This is a genomic window from Komagataeibacter rhaeticus (assembly GCF_003207855.1).
Classification (GTDB): Bacteria; Pseudomonadota; Alphaproteobacteria; order Acetobacterales; family Acetobacteraceae; genus Komagataeibacter; species Komagataeibacter rhaeticus.
In genome coordinates this window covers 13353-27149 of the sequence record NZ_NKTZ01000010.1, presented here as the reverse complement: position 1 = coordinate 27149, position 13797 = coordinate 13353, and the positions used below count along the sequence as shown (strand labels likewise).

The 13797-nt window shown below is 68.8% G+C and carries 12 protein-coding genes; 7 read left to right on the top strand and 5 right to left on the bottom strand.

From position 1 onward, the window contains the following. Positions 1-4 precede the first annotated feature (4 nt). Complete coding sequence (locus tag CFR78_RS10560) at positions 5-1036, bottom strand: YeiH family protein (RefSeq protein WP_051672132.1); 1032 nt, start codon at positions 1034-1036, stop codon at positions 5-7. Positions 1037-1146: 110 nt separating this feature from the next. Between CFR78_RS10560 and CFR78_RS10555 the strand changes: the two genes are divergently transcribed. Further along, the gene (locus tag CFR78_RS10555; RefSeq protein ID WP_007398446.1) at positions 1147-2025 is read left to right on the top strand and encodes a LysR substrate-binding domain-containing protein; all 879 of its coding nucleotides are present in this window, start codon (positions 1147-1149) and stop codon (positions 2023-2025) included. Here CFR78_RS10555 and CFR78_RS10550 read toward each other — a convergent pair. Both CFR78_RS10550 and CFR78_RS10545 read right to left on the bottom strand, forming a co-directional pair. Next, positions 2018-2440, bottom strand: coding sequence for a DOPA 4,5-dioxygenase family protein (locus CFR78_RS10550; protein WP_034932208.1), 423 nt, complete (start codon positions 2438-2440; stop codon positions 2018-2020). The genes CFR78_RS10555 and CFR78_RS10550 overlap by 8 nt on opposite strands. Positions 2441-2856: 416 nt before the next feature. Continuing rightward, positions 2857-3825, bottom strand: coding sequence for a S24 family peptidase (locus CFR78_RS10545; RefSeq protein ID WP_034932189.1), 969 nt, complete (start codon positions 3823-3825; stop codon positions 2857-2859). Positions 3826-3920: 95 nt separating this feature from the next. Between CFR78_RS10545 and CFR78_RS10540 the strand changes: the two genes are divergently transcribed. The 3 genes from CFR78_RS10540 to CFR78_RS10530 all read left to right on the top strand — a co-directional run bounded on the left by CFR78_RS10540 (position 3921) and on the right by CFR78_RS10530 (position 7482). After that, positions 3921-4754, top strand: a complete 834-nt coding sequence (locus tag CFR78_RS10540) for a bifunctional DNA primase/polymerase (protein WP_034932187.1) — start codon at positions 3921-3923, stop codon at positions 4752-4754. A gap of 465 nt (positions 4755-5219) precedes the next feature. Next, positions 5220-6035: a virulence-associated E family protein gene (locus CFR78_RS10535; RefSeq protein WP_240471460.1), complete on the top strand. Its 816-nt coding sequence runs from the start codon at positions 5220-5222 to the stop codon at positions 6033-6035. 226 nt (positions 6036-6261) lie between these two features. Beyond that, complete coding sequence (locus tag CFR78_RS10530; RefSeq protein WP_051672139.1) at positions 6262-7482, top strand: MFS transporter; 1221 nt, start codon at positions 6262-6264, stop codon at positions 7480-7482. A gap of 10 nt (positions 7483-7492) precedes the next feature. Here the strand turns inward: CFR78_RS10530 and CFR78_RS10525 are convergent, their stop codons facing one another. Next, complete coding sequence (locus CFR78_RS10525) at positions 7493-8764, bottom strand: acyltransferase family protein (RefSeq protein WP_167331804.1); 1272 nt, start codon at positions 8762-8764, stop codon at positions 7493-7495. A gap of 712 nt (positions 8765-9476) precedes the next feature. Between CFR78_RS10525 and CFR78_RS10520 the strand changes: the two genes are divergently transcribed. The 3 genes from CFR78_RS10520 (at position 9477) to CFR78_RS10505 (ending at position 12827) form a co-directional block, all read left to right on the top strand. Next, on the top strand, positions 9477-10025 hold the full coding sequence (locus CFR78_RS10520) for a hypothetical protein (RefSeq protein WP_007398454.1): 549 nt from the start codon (positions 9477-9479) through the stop codon (positions 10023-10025). 319 nt (positions 10026-10344) lie between these two features. Then, complete coding sequence (locus CFR78_RS10515) at positions 10345-11457, top strand: DMT family transporter (protein ID WP_034933558.1); 1113 nt, start codon at positions 10345-10347, stop codon at positions 11455-11457. A gap of 248 nt (positions 11458-11705) precedes the next feature. Beyond that, positions 11706-12827 (top strand): hypothetical protein, encoded by a 1122-nt coding sequence (locus CFR78_RS10505; RefSeq protein WP_034933561.1) that lies wholly within the window; start codon positions 11706-11708, stop codon positions 12825-12827. Between the two features lie 78 nt (positions 12828-12905). Here the strand turns inward: CFR78_RS10505 and CFR78_RS10500 are convergent, their stop codons facing one another. Continuing rightward, positions 12906-13421 carry a GIY-YIG nuclease family protein gene (locus CFR78_RS10500; protein ID WP_034933563.1) on the bottom strand — a complete coding sequence of 172 codons (516 nt, stop codon included), beginning with the start codon at positions 13419-13421 and terminating at the stop codon, positions 12906-12908. Positions 13422-13797: the final 376 nt, after the last annotated feature.

Below are 13797 nucleotides of genomic sequence, written 5' to 3'. Positions count from 1 at the left end.
CGCATCAGCCCATGCCGCGCACCAGCACCAGGGCCGCCCCCATCAGGCCCAGCAGCGAGAACACAACCGTCAGCGCCAGCGGCCGCCCCGCGCGCAGCACCGCGCCCGCCTGTACCCCCAGCCCCAGCGCCGCCATGGCCAGTACCGTCAGCCCCGTTGCCATCATGGCCAGCGCGGCCGCCATTCCCGGTGGCAGCAGCCCCATGGCCCGCAGCCCCATCATGGCCCCGAAGCCGGTGACATACCATGGCACGACCCGTACCCTCCCCCGTGCCGGACCCGTCCGCGCCATCCGCGCGCGCAATACCGACAGCACGGCACAGACCGGCCCCAGCATGAGCACCCGCATCAGCTTGACCAGCATGCCAGCCTGCACCGCCACCGGCCCGAACGGGGCGGCGGCGGCCATCACCTGCGGCACCGCGTAGACCGTCAGCCCCGCCAGCACGCCATGGGCCGCCCCGCCCAGATGCAGCAGGGGGCCAAGCAGCGGCAGGCCCACCACCACCACCAGCCCGCCCGCCGCGGTAAAGGCGATGGTTGCGCCCACGTCCTCCTCACGCGCATGGATGACCGGGGCGGCGGCCATGATGGCGGAATTGCCACATATGGCATTGCCACACGCCACCAGCAGCGTCCGGGTGGCGGACAGCCCGACCAGCCACCCCACGGCGCAGGTAAAGGACAGGCTGAACACCACCATGCCCGCCACCGCCGCCAGCAGCCCCGGCCCCGCCCGCAGCACCGCCCCCATGCTGAAGGATGCCCCCATGCACATGATGGCCACGTTCAGCAGCGTGCGCGCGCAGCATTTTATGCCCGGCACCCACACCGCGCCGGGCCGCAGGCACGTCCGCACGCCCACGCCCAGCAGCAGGGCGGTGTTGAGTGCCTCCAGCCATACCCGGCCGCACAGGCGTATCTGCGCCGCCTCCAGCCCGCGGGCCAGCACCGCGATCGACGCGCACAGCGCAATGCCGGGCAGGAGGCGGCGCAGGTGCGCCTGTGCGGGCCGGGGGCAGGGGTGGGGGATCATGGCGGGTTTCCTTTCGCCGCGCACCCTAGTGCCGGGGCAACCCATCACTCCAACGCATTATTCCTGTCATTCCAATCGCAATAAACGATTGATTGTGCCAGGATGCGGCCATGACCCTGGAACAGCTCCGCCTTTTCATTGCCGTGGCCGAACGCGAGCACGTAACCGCCGCCGCCCGTGCGCTGCATGTCACGCAATCCGCCGTGTCCGCCGCCATCGCGGCGCTGGAGGCCCGCCACGGCGTGAAGCTGTTCCACCGTGTGGGGCGCGGCATAAGGCTGACCGGTGCTGGCGCGCTGTTCCTGCCCGAAGCGCGTGCGGTGCTGGCGCGCGCCACGGCGGCGGAACACATGCTGGATGCCTTTGCCGGGCTGAAGCGCGGCACGCTGCGGGTTGTGGCCAGCCAGACCATTGCGGCCTACTGGCTGCCGCCCGTCCTTGTCCGCTTCCGCCAGCACTACCCGCTGATTGCGGTGGAACTGGGCATTACCAACACTCATGAAGCCGCCCGCCAGGTGCGTGAGGGGATGGTGGACCTGGGCATTGTCGAAGCGGTGGTGGATGACCCCGCGCTGGCGCAGTGGCCGCTGGCGCATGACCGCATGCTGCTGGTCGGCCCCACGCCCTGCCTGCCCGGTGAGGTGGATGCCGGGTGGCTGCGCGCGGCCACATGGGTAATGCGGGAGGCGGGTTCGGGCACGCGCGCAACACTGGAGGGGTATCTGCGCCAGCGCGGCATCGACCCCGGCGGGCTTGCGGTCAGCCTTGTCCTGCCTTCCAACGAAAGCGTGCGCACGGCGGTGGAGGCCGGGGCGGGGATCAGCGCGCTATCCGCCCTGGTGGTGGCCCCGGCACTGGCGGCGGGCAGCCTGCATGCCGTGCCACAGGCGCTGGGCCAGCGCGCGTTTTACGGCCTGCGCCACAGGGAACGCTACCGCAGCCCGGCGGCGGAGGCGCTGCTGGACCTGATTGCCGGGCCTGTCAGATAACCGCCGCAGGGTCCGGCTGGGTATTGACCTCCCCCGGCTGGTCGGGCGTGTCGGTGTGCTCGGGCAGGCGGTCGGCCAGCAGGGCGCGGGGGCGGCCGATCCATAGCCCGTCGCGTATATGGTCACGCCGGGGGTTGGTGGTGCCGGGGTGGATCAGGATGCTCAGGCCCGCGTGGTTGAGCATGAGCCACGGCACCAGGCGGGCGAACGCGGCCTGGTCAAAGGCCACCTGGTACATCGGGGCCACATGCGGGCCGACCGCGTGTTCATGCCACTGGCCCAGCCTGACGGCAAAGCGCGCGGCAATCTGTTCACGCAGGCGTGCCGCCAGCGCGCGGGCCTGCGCGCCGTCAAAATAGACATGGGCGTGATAGCTTGCGATTTCGGACAGGGGGCGGGGCATCGGGTCGGTCATGCGGCGGAGCTTCCGGTTGGGGTCGGCAATGGGGCGGCCATGGCGTGATGACAGGTCAGGGCGTGACAGGTCGTTATGTGACAGGTCAGGGCATGACGGGTCAGGGCATGACGGGTCAGGGTCCGGCATGCCCGGTCCCCTGCCAAACTGCCCGTCCAAACCGCCCGTCCATGCCGCCCGCCACGCCGTCGGCATGCGGCCGCACCGCCGTATTTCCGGGTATTGGGGCCGGATGGCGGGATTGGGCATGGAAGGCGGGGGGATGTCGGCATGGTCATGACAGGCTGGCGCCCGTCACGGCGTGGGGTTGTGGCAGGACAGGCATGGGGCATCCGGGCAGTGGTGGCGGGCACGGGATGCATGACTGCGCGATGAATGCGGCCGTGATAGGGCAGTGGCCACATCAGGCCGGTGCGCTATTTCCACACCCACTTGCCCACGACCCGGCCGTTGATCACCAGGTCGGATGCATCGACCTCATCCACCGGATAGGTGGGGTTGACGCTGATGATGCGGATGCGCGGCGGGCGGGAATTGGGCACCAGCATCAGCTGCTTGATCACGACCCCCATGCCGTTCCACAGGACATATACCCCGTCGGGCGAGGGGATGCGGTGCCCGGTATCAACCAGCACCCGGTCACCCGCCAGGAATTCCGGCTCCATGGAATTGCCGGTGACGCGGATGATGGCCAGCCCCGCCGTATCGGGCAGGTAGTTGCGGATGAAGTTGCGCGGGATGCGCCATGACTCCAGCGTGGGGTGGCCCTCCCCATCGCCACAGGCGGTGTGGTCCACGATCGCGCCGCCGCCCGCCTGGGGCGAGATGTCGTATTCATGCACCGTAATCGCGCCGTCATCATCATGCACGGGCATGCTGGCGCGTTCGGCGCGGCTTATGCTTTCGTTCAGGTCGGTGGCGCCGGGCACGATGCCGCACAGTGCCCAGACCTCGCTTGCGGCAATGGGCGGGTCACCCCGGTCGGTCAGCAGCGGGACCAGCCTGCGCACCAGGTCAACGGGAATGAAGTCCTTCTTCAGCTTGTTTTCATAGAAGGCATAGCTGGAAAACCGCTCCCCCATGCCCAGGTCGCGCGCCAGCCCGCGCACGGTGTAGCCCCCGCGTTCGCGCAGCGCCTTCAGCCGGTGGGCGGCGGAGCTGGGGCCACCGGCGGCGGGCGCGCGCAGCAGGTCGCTTGCGGTGCAGCCCAGCACGGCGGCCACCTTTTCCAGCCGGTCGCCGCCGGGGTTGCGCGACTTGCCGCGCAGGATGTCGTGCACATACGTCTCGTTCAGGCCCGCCAGTTCGGCAAGGCGCTTTTTATTGAGCTTGAGCAGCGCCATGCGGCGTTCGATCTCGGCGGCGGCGGGGGAGCGTGTATCCATAATGGGAACTGTCCCATAAACCCGGCCGGAAGGGTAGGGGGGACGTATCCCATTACTGCTTGACGTATTGGGATATATCCCATAAAACACCGGCCATGACCCATACCGCCCCCATCCCGCCAGACCTGTACCGCGTGGCCCGGCTGGGCTGGCATGTCCATCCCGTGCGGGCGGGATCGCGCGCCGCGTGCTTTCGCGGCGCGGCAGGGCAGGCAACCTGCCACCTGGACACGATTGCCCGGTGGTGCGCGCGCTGGCCGGGCTGCGGCTGGCGGGTGGTGTGCGGCCCGTCGGGGCTGTTCGCGCTGGATGTGGACCGGCCGGGCACGCACGCGGCCGATGGGGTGGCGGCGCTGGCCGCCCTGGTCCGCCGCCATGGCCCGCTGCCGCCCCGGCCCATGACGCGCACCGGCGGTTCTGGCGGGGCGGTGCTGTTCTTTGCCCATCGGGGCGAGGCCCTGCGCGGTCATGCAGGCCATCCCGCGCCGGGGCTGGACCCGCACCGGGGGCCGCAGGCGGTCACCATCCCGCCCGGCACGCACCCGGCCACGGGCGGGGCCTATACCTGGCGCGTCCCGCCCTGGGTGGTGCCCCCGCCGCCCATACCGCCATGGCTTGCGGCGCTGCTGGCCCCGCCCGCCGTCCCGTCGCGGCCCGTGCCCCGCATGGATGGGGAGCGGATGCGGGGCACGCTCATGCGCGCGCTGCATGCGGTGTGCGATGCGCCCCGGGGCATGGCCAACACCACGCTCAACGCCCGGGCCTATGCGCTGGGCCGGTGGTGCGGGGCGGGGCTGCTGGACCCGGCCACGGCGCGCGACACGCTGCTGCACGCCGCCCGCCTGCGCAACATTCCGCCAGCCGAGGCCCGCGCCACCATCCGCTCCGGGCTGGGGGCGGGGCTGCGCAACCCGCGCCCTGGCGGCTGAACGCACCGGCCCCGCCCTGGCCCCGCCGGCCCGGACACGGGCGGGCGGCCGCTTTCCTGACATTCCATGCCACCGCGTACCACTGCCCCGCACACTGTCCATGCGGTGGCCGTACCACGCCCCCACACCGCATTCCCCCCTCTGTCCGCCGCCGCGCCAGAACCCATCCAGCCCGAGGTCCGTCCATGCCTGATGCCCCATCCCCCGCCACCGTCACCGCCGCATGGATGGACCTGCTTGTACGCGGGGCGCGGGGCAGGGTGTCGGCCTCGCTCAGCAACTGCCTGGTGCTGCTGGGGCATGACCCGCTGCTGCGTGGCCTGCTGGCGTGGGATGCGTTTGGCTGCCGCCCCATGCTGACCCGTGCCCCGCCGGCCGCCTTTGACGGCGCGGCCGCCCCGCCGGGGCCGTATCCGCGCATGATGGAGGACACGGACACCGCCCTGGTGCAGGCCTACATGCAGCGTGCCTACGGCCTGTCATGCCGCCGTGGGCGCGCGCTTCCTGTGTGGCGCGGTGCGGCGCGTGCGCCAGCCGGGCTGCAAGTTCGACTACGTGCCCGTGCTGGAGGGCGCGCAGGGCATGGGCAAGAGCCGCCTGCTGGCCGCGCTGTTCGGCCCGGCATGGTTCAAGGACGACCTGCCGCGCGACCTGGGGGACAAGGACGCCGCCCAGGGGCTGCTGGGCGTATGGTGCGTGGAACTGGGGGAACTGCAGGCGCTTGGCCGGTCCACCAGCCGTGATGCCAAGGCGTTCTTCAGCCGCCAGCATGACCGCTACCGCCCCAGCTACGGCACGACCGAGGTCATCCGCCCGCGCCAGTGCGTGTTCGTTGGTACCACCAATGAATGCGATTACCTGACCGACCCCACCGGCAACCGCCGCTACTGGCCCATCAGCTGCACCCGCGCCGATCCGGACTGGGTTGCCGCCCACAGGTCCCAGCTCTGGGCGGAGGCGGACCATCGGGAGGCCACCAGCCCCATGCCCCTGTGGCTGGATGATCCCGCCATCGCCATCACCGCGCAGGCGGCACAGGAAGCCCGCCTGCCCGATGACCCGTGGCACGATCCCATTGCCGCGTGGCTGGCCGGGCGGGGGGCGGGCGGCGTGCGCATGGCCGATGTGCTGCACATGGCCCTTGGCCTGCCGCGGGACCGGCAGGACCGCGCGACCCAGCAGCGCGCGGGCGTGGTGCTGCGCGCCATGGGCTGGGCGCGCCACAAGGTGCGCAGCGGTGGCGCCACCCACTGGGTCTGGCAGCCGGGCGGGGCGGGGTGAACCACCCGCTCGCGCCACCCCTGCCCCGCGTCGTGCAACGGGCCGGGGAGCGCAGGTGGCGGGGCCTCATGGCTGCCGGAACCGGGCCGGTTTCCATGCCCTGCGCGGCAGGCGTAAAATGCATGGCTTTATTGTGCCGGACGCATTTCCCGGGCGCGTGAAATTCCTTCCCACCGGGGCGGTATGTGGATATGGCGCAAAAAACAATAACCCTGGAACGACAGCCATGTTCTCCACCCTGTCCCGGCCCGCGGCCCTTGGCCTGTGCGTGCTGTGCGCCGCTACCTTTACCGCCATAACAAGCGAACTGGCCCCCGTGGGGCTGCTGCTGGAAATGGCGCGGTCCTTCCACCTCAATTCCGGGCAGGTGGGCATGGCCGTCAGCGCCTATGCGCTGATCGTGGCCGCGCTGGCGGTGCCGCTGACCATCGTGACCGCGCGCGTCAACCGCAAGCGCCTGGTGCTGCTGGCGCTGGCGGGCTACGCCGCATCCAACCTGATGGGCGCGTTCGCCCCCAGCTTCTGGCTGCTATGCGTGGGGCGCGCGGTGGGCGGGGGGGCGCATGCGCTGCTCATGTCCATCGTCTCGGCCTATGCGGCCCAGCTTGTGCCCCGGCGGGTTACCGGACGGGCCATTTCGTTCGTGTTCTGCGGCGCGTCGTTCGGCGCGGTGGCGGGGGTGCCGGCGGCGGCGGCCATCGGGCAGTTCCTGGGCTGGCGGGCGGCCCTGCTGGCGGCGGGCGGGCTGGCCGCCGTGCTTGCGGTGGTGGTGATGGTGGCGCTGCCCGCCGTTGCCACCCCGGTGCGCGCGGCCCGCTCCGGCCTGCGGGGCAGCGGGCGCGCGGTGCGGGATTTTGGCGTGATCCTGACGGTCACCACCGGGTTCTTCTTCGCCCATAACCTTGTCTATACCTATATCGCGCCGGTGCTGGTGGCCCACGGGTTGCCGCAGGCGACACTCAGCCTTGACCTGCTGGCCATCGGCGTGTGCAGCCTGGCGGGGCTGTGGGGCGCGGGGCAGCTGGTTGATGCCAGCCCGCGTCTGGGCATGCTGGGGGCGGGGGCGCTGCTGCTGGCGGGGATTGGCCTGCTGGTGGGCCATGCCACCAGCGGCATCGGGTCGGTTGCGGCGGGCGCGGTCTGGTGCGCGGGCTATGCCGGGGCCATTCCGTTCTTCATGTCCGGTGCCATCCGCACGCAGGCCACCACGGGCGACATCGCGGGGGCGGCGGTGAATGCCACCAGCAATATCGGCATCCTGCTTGGCTCGGCCGTGGGGGGCGGGCTGCTGGCCCTGCACGGGCAGGGGGTGCTGGCGCCCACGGCCATTGGCGTGGGCGTGCTGTGCATGGCGCTGGTGGCGGTCAGCGGCAGCGCCTTCCCCACCCGCGTGGTGCATGAGGACGAGGACCTGCCCACCCCCGTGCCCGCCACGGCCGGGGGCTGAATGGCGGCGGCTACGCGGGCAGCACGGGCGGGGCAAGGGGGGTGATGCGCACGCCCGCCGCCAGCCTGCGCGCCAGGCGGTGGCTGGGGCGTTCCACCCCCCTGTGCAGCACGATGGCCAGCGTGAACATGACACCCAGCAGCAGCGCCCAGGCCAGAAGGGTCACGGCCACGCCCATCTGTTCGAAGCGGGGGTCGAAATACCATTCGAATACTTTCAGCGCGAAGAAATGCACCATGTAGAACGGGAATGACACCGCCCCCAGCCACAGCAGCGGCCGGCAGCCCAGCACCCGGCCCAGCAGCCCGGTCCGGCAGGCCAGCCCCGCCAGCAGCCACGTAAAGCCGAACACCATGACGGGCGAGAACACCACCACCACCAGCCCCAGCGCCACCAGCCCCGCGCCGCCCCATGTCATGATGGCGGCGGCGCGGGTGGACACGCCCCCCATCATCACCGCGCGCCCCAGCGCCATGCCCGCGCCAAAGCCGCCCAGCATGCGCACCGTGCCCATCGGCCCGCTGGGGTTGTTATGGGCATGGTGGGCCAGCGCCAGCACCACGCATTCCCCCCCCAGCAGGGCCGCCGCCAGCAGGTGCGGCAGCGCCACGCGCCGGATGCCCAGCAGCCCCCACGCCATGGCGGGGAACAGGAAGTAGCCCAGTACCTCGGCGCTCAGTGTCCATGACGGGCCATTCCATGTGCCCAGCTTGGCCACCGTCAGCGCCTGCAGCAGGAACAGGCTCTGCACAAAGCCCGGCCATGAGAAATCATGCTGCCGGTAGGCATATTCGGGCGAGGTATAGACCCGCGACCACCGCACGAAATCGGGCTGTGACAGCACGAACGGCACGATGGCCAGCATGATCAGCACATGCAGCGGGGCCACGCGCACCACGCGCAGGATCAGGAAATGCCGCACCGGCGCCATGTCCTGCACCACGAAGTCATGCCCATGGGTCAGCATCAGGATCAGCCCGGACAGGATGAAGAACAGGTCCACCGCGCGGAAGCCGTTTTCCACCACGCTGGAATGGTCCAGCGCGTGCACGCCGATGCTGGCGCATAGCGGCGGCAGCATGTGGTGGGTGGCCACCCATGCCGCCGCCACCCCGCGTATGCCCGTCAGCGCGGGAATGACGGGCCGGGCCAGCGGGGCGACATCGGCCGACGCCAGCGCGGGCAGGGCGGTGGCCGTGGGCAGTTCGGCCATGGCCGGGGTGACGGCGGGCGGGGGTGTCGTGTCAATGGAGGCATCTTCCACCACGGTGGTTCTGTACATGATCGTTCTCACACACAAATAAAAGATGATTCCATATACACATTTATTGTTATTTATTATTTCGAAAAAATGCGATTCGCGTATTATTTTTTTGTTTTTATTTATTTTATTGTTATTAAAACGTGCAGGACCATCCCCCATCCGCATGGTGGCGCCCGTATTGCCGATAACAGGCCACCGGGGCAGGACAACAACCTGCCATTACAGGGTCTGGCGGAAGTAACGCCGCCTGCGGGGCAGGGATTTTACAGATTGTATCACGAAACCGTCAGTCCCCGCCGGGCGGGCCTGTTCCCTGTGTTCCCTCTGTTCCCTTTGTTCCCGCTGTTTCTGCCATCTGGTGTACGACAGGGCGACAGGGCGACAGGGCATGCTATTCGTTTACTGTTCTGTAAAACAGTTGGGAACATAGGGAACATAGGGAACATAGGGAACATAGGGAACATAGGGAACATAGGGAACACCCCGCGCCGGTTTGCATGGTTGCGCCACCATGGAACGGGCGGTACGGTGTGGTGCAGGCCGCCGGTTTTACCACGGACCCGCCGGTACAGGGGCCGGACACGGCAGGGACCCGTCATGCGCGGAAGGCTGCCTGCCACCGCCCTTTTTCCCGGCCTGCCGCCCGCCCGTGCCGGGGGAGGATGGCCTGCCTGCCTGCATGGCCCGGCGTTAGTATGACTTTTGTGCACAAAGTCATGCGAGGCCGCCCATGCTCCCATCCCCTTCCGTCACCGAACGCGCCCGTGTCGCGGCCCTGCTGCGGGCTGACCGGCGTGCCCGCCTGCTGGCGCGCGACATTGCCGCCGGGCTGAAGCCCGACATGGGGGCCACCGGCCCCGCCGCCACCGCCCGCGTGGTGGAGACCACCCGCATGGAACTGGCCCCCCACACCCGGCCCCGGCCGGTGCGCCGCGTGCTGGATACCTGTGTGCTGGACCGCCTGTTCCACCGCGCCAACGCCGCCCTGACGCCCGAACAGCATGCGGTGGGGCTGCGCTTTCGCGCTACATGGCGGCGCGCGGTGCGGGCCGGGCGGCTGGTGCAGTGTTATACCCCCCATACCGGCGCGGGCGGCGGGGCCAGCCTGGAGGATGCCGAGGCCAGCATGCAGGCCCGCCGTCGCCTGGACCGCGCGCATGCCCTGCTTACGCCCGCGCGCTGGCAGGTGGTATGCGCGGTGTGCGGCATGGATGAACAGCCCGGCACCCGCCTGCGCACCCTGCACCGCGCGCTGGATGTGCTGCATGATCAATGGTGAGGCGGGCGCGGGAACAGCGGCAGGCCGCGCCGGACGGGGGGTGTTGCGGGCCATCATGGGATTCCGGCAGGGCGTGGCCGGGCACGGGCCGGGCATGGCGCATGCGCTGGTCGCGGCCGCGCGGGGTCTGTCCTTAACGTCATGGTCATGCCCGTTTGCTGATGGAATGACCGTGCCGGTAACGATGCCGGCATGGTGGGCTCCATGCCGGGCCGGCGCGGGCGCATCCGCAGTGGCGGCGGCGGCCCGGTCATGCCCAGTGCCCCGTGCGTGCCGCATGGCAATGGCAGCGCCGTGCCGGACATGATAGGGTGGCGGCATGAACAAGACCGGCCTTGGCCTCGCCCTGCTTTCCGCCGTGCTGTTTGGTGTCAGCACGCCCTTTGCCAAGCTGCTGCTGGGGGGCATGCCGGCCCAGATGGCGGCGGGGCTGCTCTATCTTGGTTCCGGCCTGGGGCTGGCGGTGGTGCTGGGCGCGCGCGCGGCCCTGCGGCTGCCCACGCATGATGAAGCCCCGCTGGCGCGGCGTGACCTGCCGTGGCTGCTGGGGGTGATCGCCACCGGCGGGGTGGCGGGGCCGCTGCTGCTCATGCTGGGGCTTGCGCGCACGGATGCGGCCGGGGCCTCGCTGCTGCTGAATGTGGAAAGCATTGCCACCCTGCTGATTGCATGGGTGGTGTTCCGTGAAAATGTGGACCGCAGGCTGCTGCTGGGCGCGGTATGCATCGTGGCGGGCGCGGTCGTGCTGTCATGGCAGGGGCGGGCCACCCTTTCGCCCGGGGCGCTGTATATCGTGGCGGCATGCGTGTGCTGGGGCATTGACAATAATCTGAGCGGGCGGCTTTCGGCGGTGGACCCGGTGCGCATCGCCATGCTTAAGGGGCTGGTGGCGGGGGGCGTGAACATGGCGCTGGCGCTGGTGTTCATGCATGCGGGCCTGCCGGGGCCGGTACTGGTGGCGGGGGCCATGGCGGTGGGGTTCGCGGGGTACGGGATCAGCCTTGTGGCCTTCATGCTGGGGCTGCGCCATCTGGGGGCGGCACGCACGGGGGCGTATTTCGCGCTGGCGCCGTTTGTGGGGGCGGTGGTGTCGCTTGTGGTGTTTGGCGTGCATGACGCGGCGCGGCTGGCGGTGGCGGGGGGGCTGATGGGCATCGGCCTGTGGCTGCACCTGAGCGAGCGCCACGACCATGAACACATTCACGAGGAAATGGCCCACACCCACCGCCATGTGCATGACGGGCACCACCAGCACACCCACACCCACGACGACCCGCCGGGGGAGCCGCACACCCACTACCATGTGCATACCCGTCTGGTGCACCGCCACCCCCATTATCCCGACCTGCACCACCGCCACAGCCACGATGGCCATGACCATGGCCCGGACGGACATGACCATGACGGGCATGACCACACCCATGCGGCGTAAGGGGCGTGCGGCATGCCGGTCCCATGGCCGATGCCCGCAGGCTGATGGCGGCCATGGCCGGGCCAGCCGCCACCGGGAACCGGCCTGAAAAAAGCCCGGCCGGCAGGCGTCACGCACCGCATGCCCTTGCGGCATGGTCAGGTGCCGCGGCCCGCCATTGCCGCGCACGCCGCCCGTGCGCGGGCGTGCATTGACACGCCACATCCCCCAAACGTAGCCTGACCCCGCCCACGGACAAGGATGGCGCGATGGACCCGTACGAAGGCTGGAACACGGCGGACCTGCCATACTGGCTCAGCACCCCGCAGCAGGATTTCGCGGCACTGGCGGCGGCCATCGTGCCGCATGTGGAAAGCCTTCTGGCACGTGACGGGGTATTCGCCCCCTTTGGCGCCACGGTGGCGCTGGAACCCTATATTGCCGGCATTACCCTGCTGGACCCGCCCGGCCGCGCATCAAGCGACGTGCAGCTGGAACAGGCGCGCGCGGCGCTGGGCCGCGTGCTGGCGGCAACGCCCCACCGCGCGGCGGCAATGGTGGCCAACTGCACCGTCATCCTGCCCGGGCAAAGCGACCCCGCGCAGGCCGTGGTGATGATGTGCGCGCACCGTGATGGCACGGCGGAGCATATCGTCCACCCCTATACATTAACCGAAGGGCGCGTCACCTTCGGCCCCGCCACCACGACCGAGGGCACGCGCGACATCTTTCCCCCCATCCGCCTGCGCCCCTATATCCGTGAAAGCTGCCCCCCGCGCCCGGTGGGCTACACGGTGGGGGTATTCCTGGCCCACGGCATGGACCGCGCGGCCGTGCTGCGCCATTTCGGGCTGGAGGAAACCGGCATGCCCGATGATGACACCCGCCCCGCGCCCGCCAGCGTCGCCAGCCTGCCCGGCGGGTGGACGGCGCTGTGGTGCAACGGCGCGGGCCTGCGCCACCGGGTTGCGGCCCGTCTTGCCACCTGTCCTGCGGGCAGCACGGTCATGGCCTGCATGGTGGATGAACCCGCCTACGCCGCCGCCGCCACCTGTTGGCGTGACGGGGTGCGGATATGGGATGTATCCCATAACGGGCAGGCCGGCCCGCATGACCTGAAGGTGGACGGCACGCCCCCGCCGGAACTGGAAACCGTGCGGACGGCCATGGAAATGGAGGAAACCCAGAGTGGCTACCCGCCGGGGATGATCGATTTTTACTTCGATATACCGGTGGAACTGGTCTTTGCCCTGACCGGCCTGCGCTACTGCCAGCGCGATTACGCGCATGGGCCAGTGGTGTTTGACGCGGTGCGGGACATGGCGCGGGCGGGGCATGCGGGGCCGGATACCGTGCCCACCGTCTGGGGGCTGTCCAAAACAACCCATTGATAAAAAACCCGGGTGTCGCCTTTTTTCAAAAAGGCGACGTTTCCTGAAGCATTCCCGGCAGGCCTTGCCCCACGGCCCCTAATCATTCCCCAGGCGGTTCATGTAGGTATCAACCCGGTCGTATTCGATCTGGGTCCATTCCTCTGCATTGCCAAACCCCATGAAAACCCTGTTGCGCTTCGGGCCGATGGCCCGGATCAGAAGCGCTTCCAGGTCGCCAATCGTGGTATTGGTTTCTTCGGTCAGGTCTTCCTTTGTCTCACCCAGCGGCAGCAGGCCGTGTTCGGTCGGGGTTTCATCAATGGGCCGGAAGCCGAACCAGCTGAACCGGTCCCATTTCCCGGCCAGATGGTCCTGTGTGTGGTCCTTCAGCCGCTTTCCCAGTCCCTGATTGCGCGTCAGCCCGACATAACCCGGGCCGTAATGGTCATACAGGATGTAGATGCCCTGCTGGTGGCGGAAATCCACAATTTTTATATGGCCCCGATTACTGCCAACCCGCCCCAGCAGGCGGAACCTGTTGTGGTTGCCATTGCCGGGGTGCCAGTCAATCTCGTCCTCTCTCCAGAAAAGACCGTAGCTTGTTACTTTCATTAATCCAGAAACCCTCAAATATCGAAATGGTGCGGCAGGACGCAGCCGTTGGGGCAGGATATTTTGCCAAAGCCGGTAAAACCAGCATCCGCGCCACAGCCCTGACATGATTGCCACCTGCACGGTTTTTACTTACAACCCTGCCATAATGGGGTAGCTTCACTTGCCGGGGCGGGCTGGAAAACCGGGAAACATCCGGCAATCGTAAGAAAGTTTCTGGTAAAGCTTTTTCCACAATACTTCAGGTAACGCCGCCGTTCCCAAGCAGGGGCGCACCCAAAGCCTGTTATTCATTTTCCCGGCATATTGCCTGGGAATACACCCTGCCATTGCCCGGTTTATTTGCTGCCTGCACGATTTTTCCATACAACCCTTC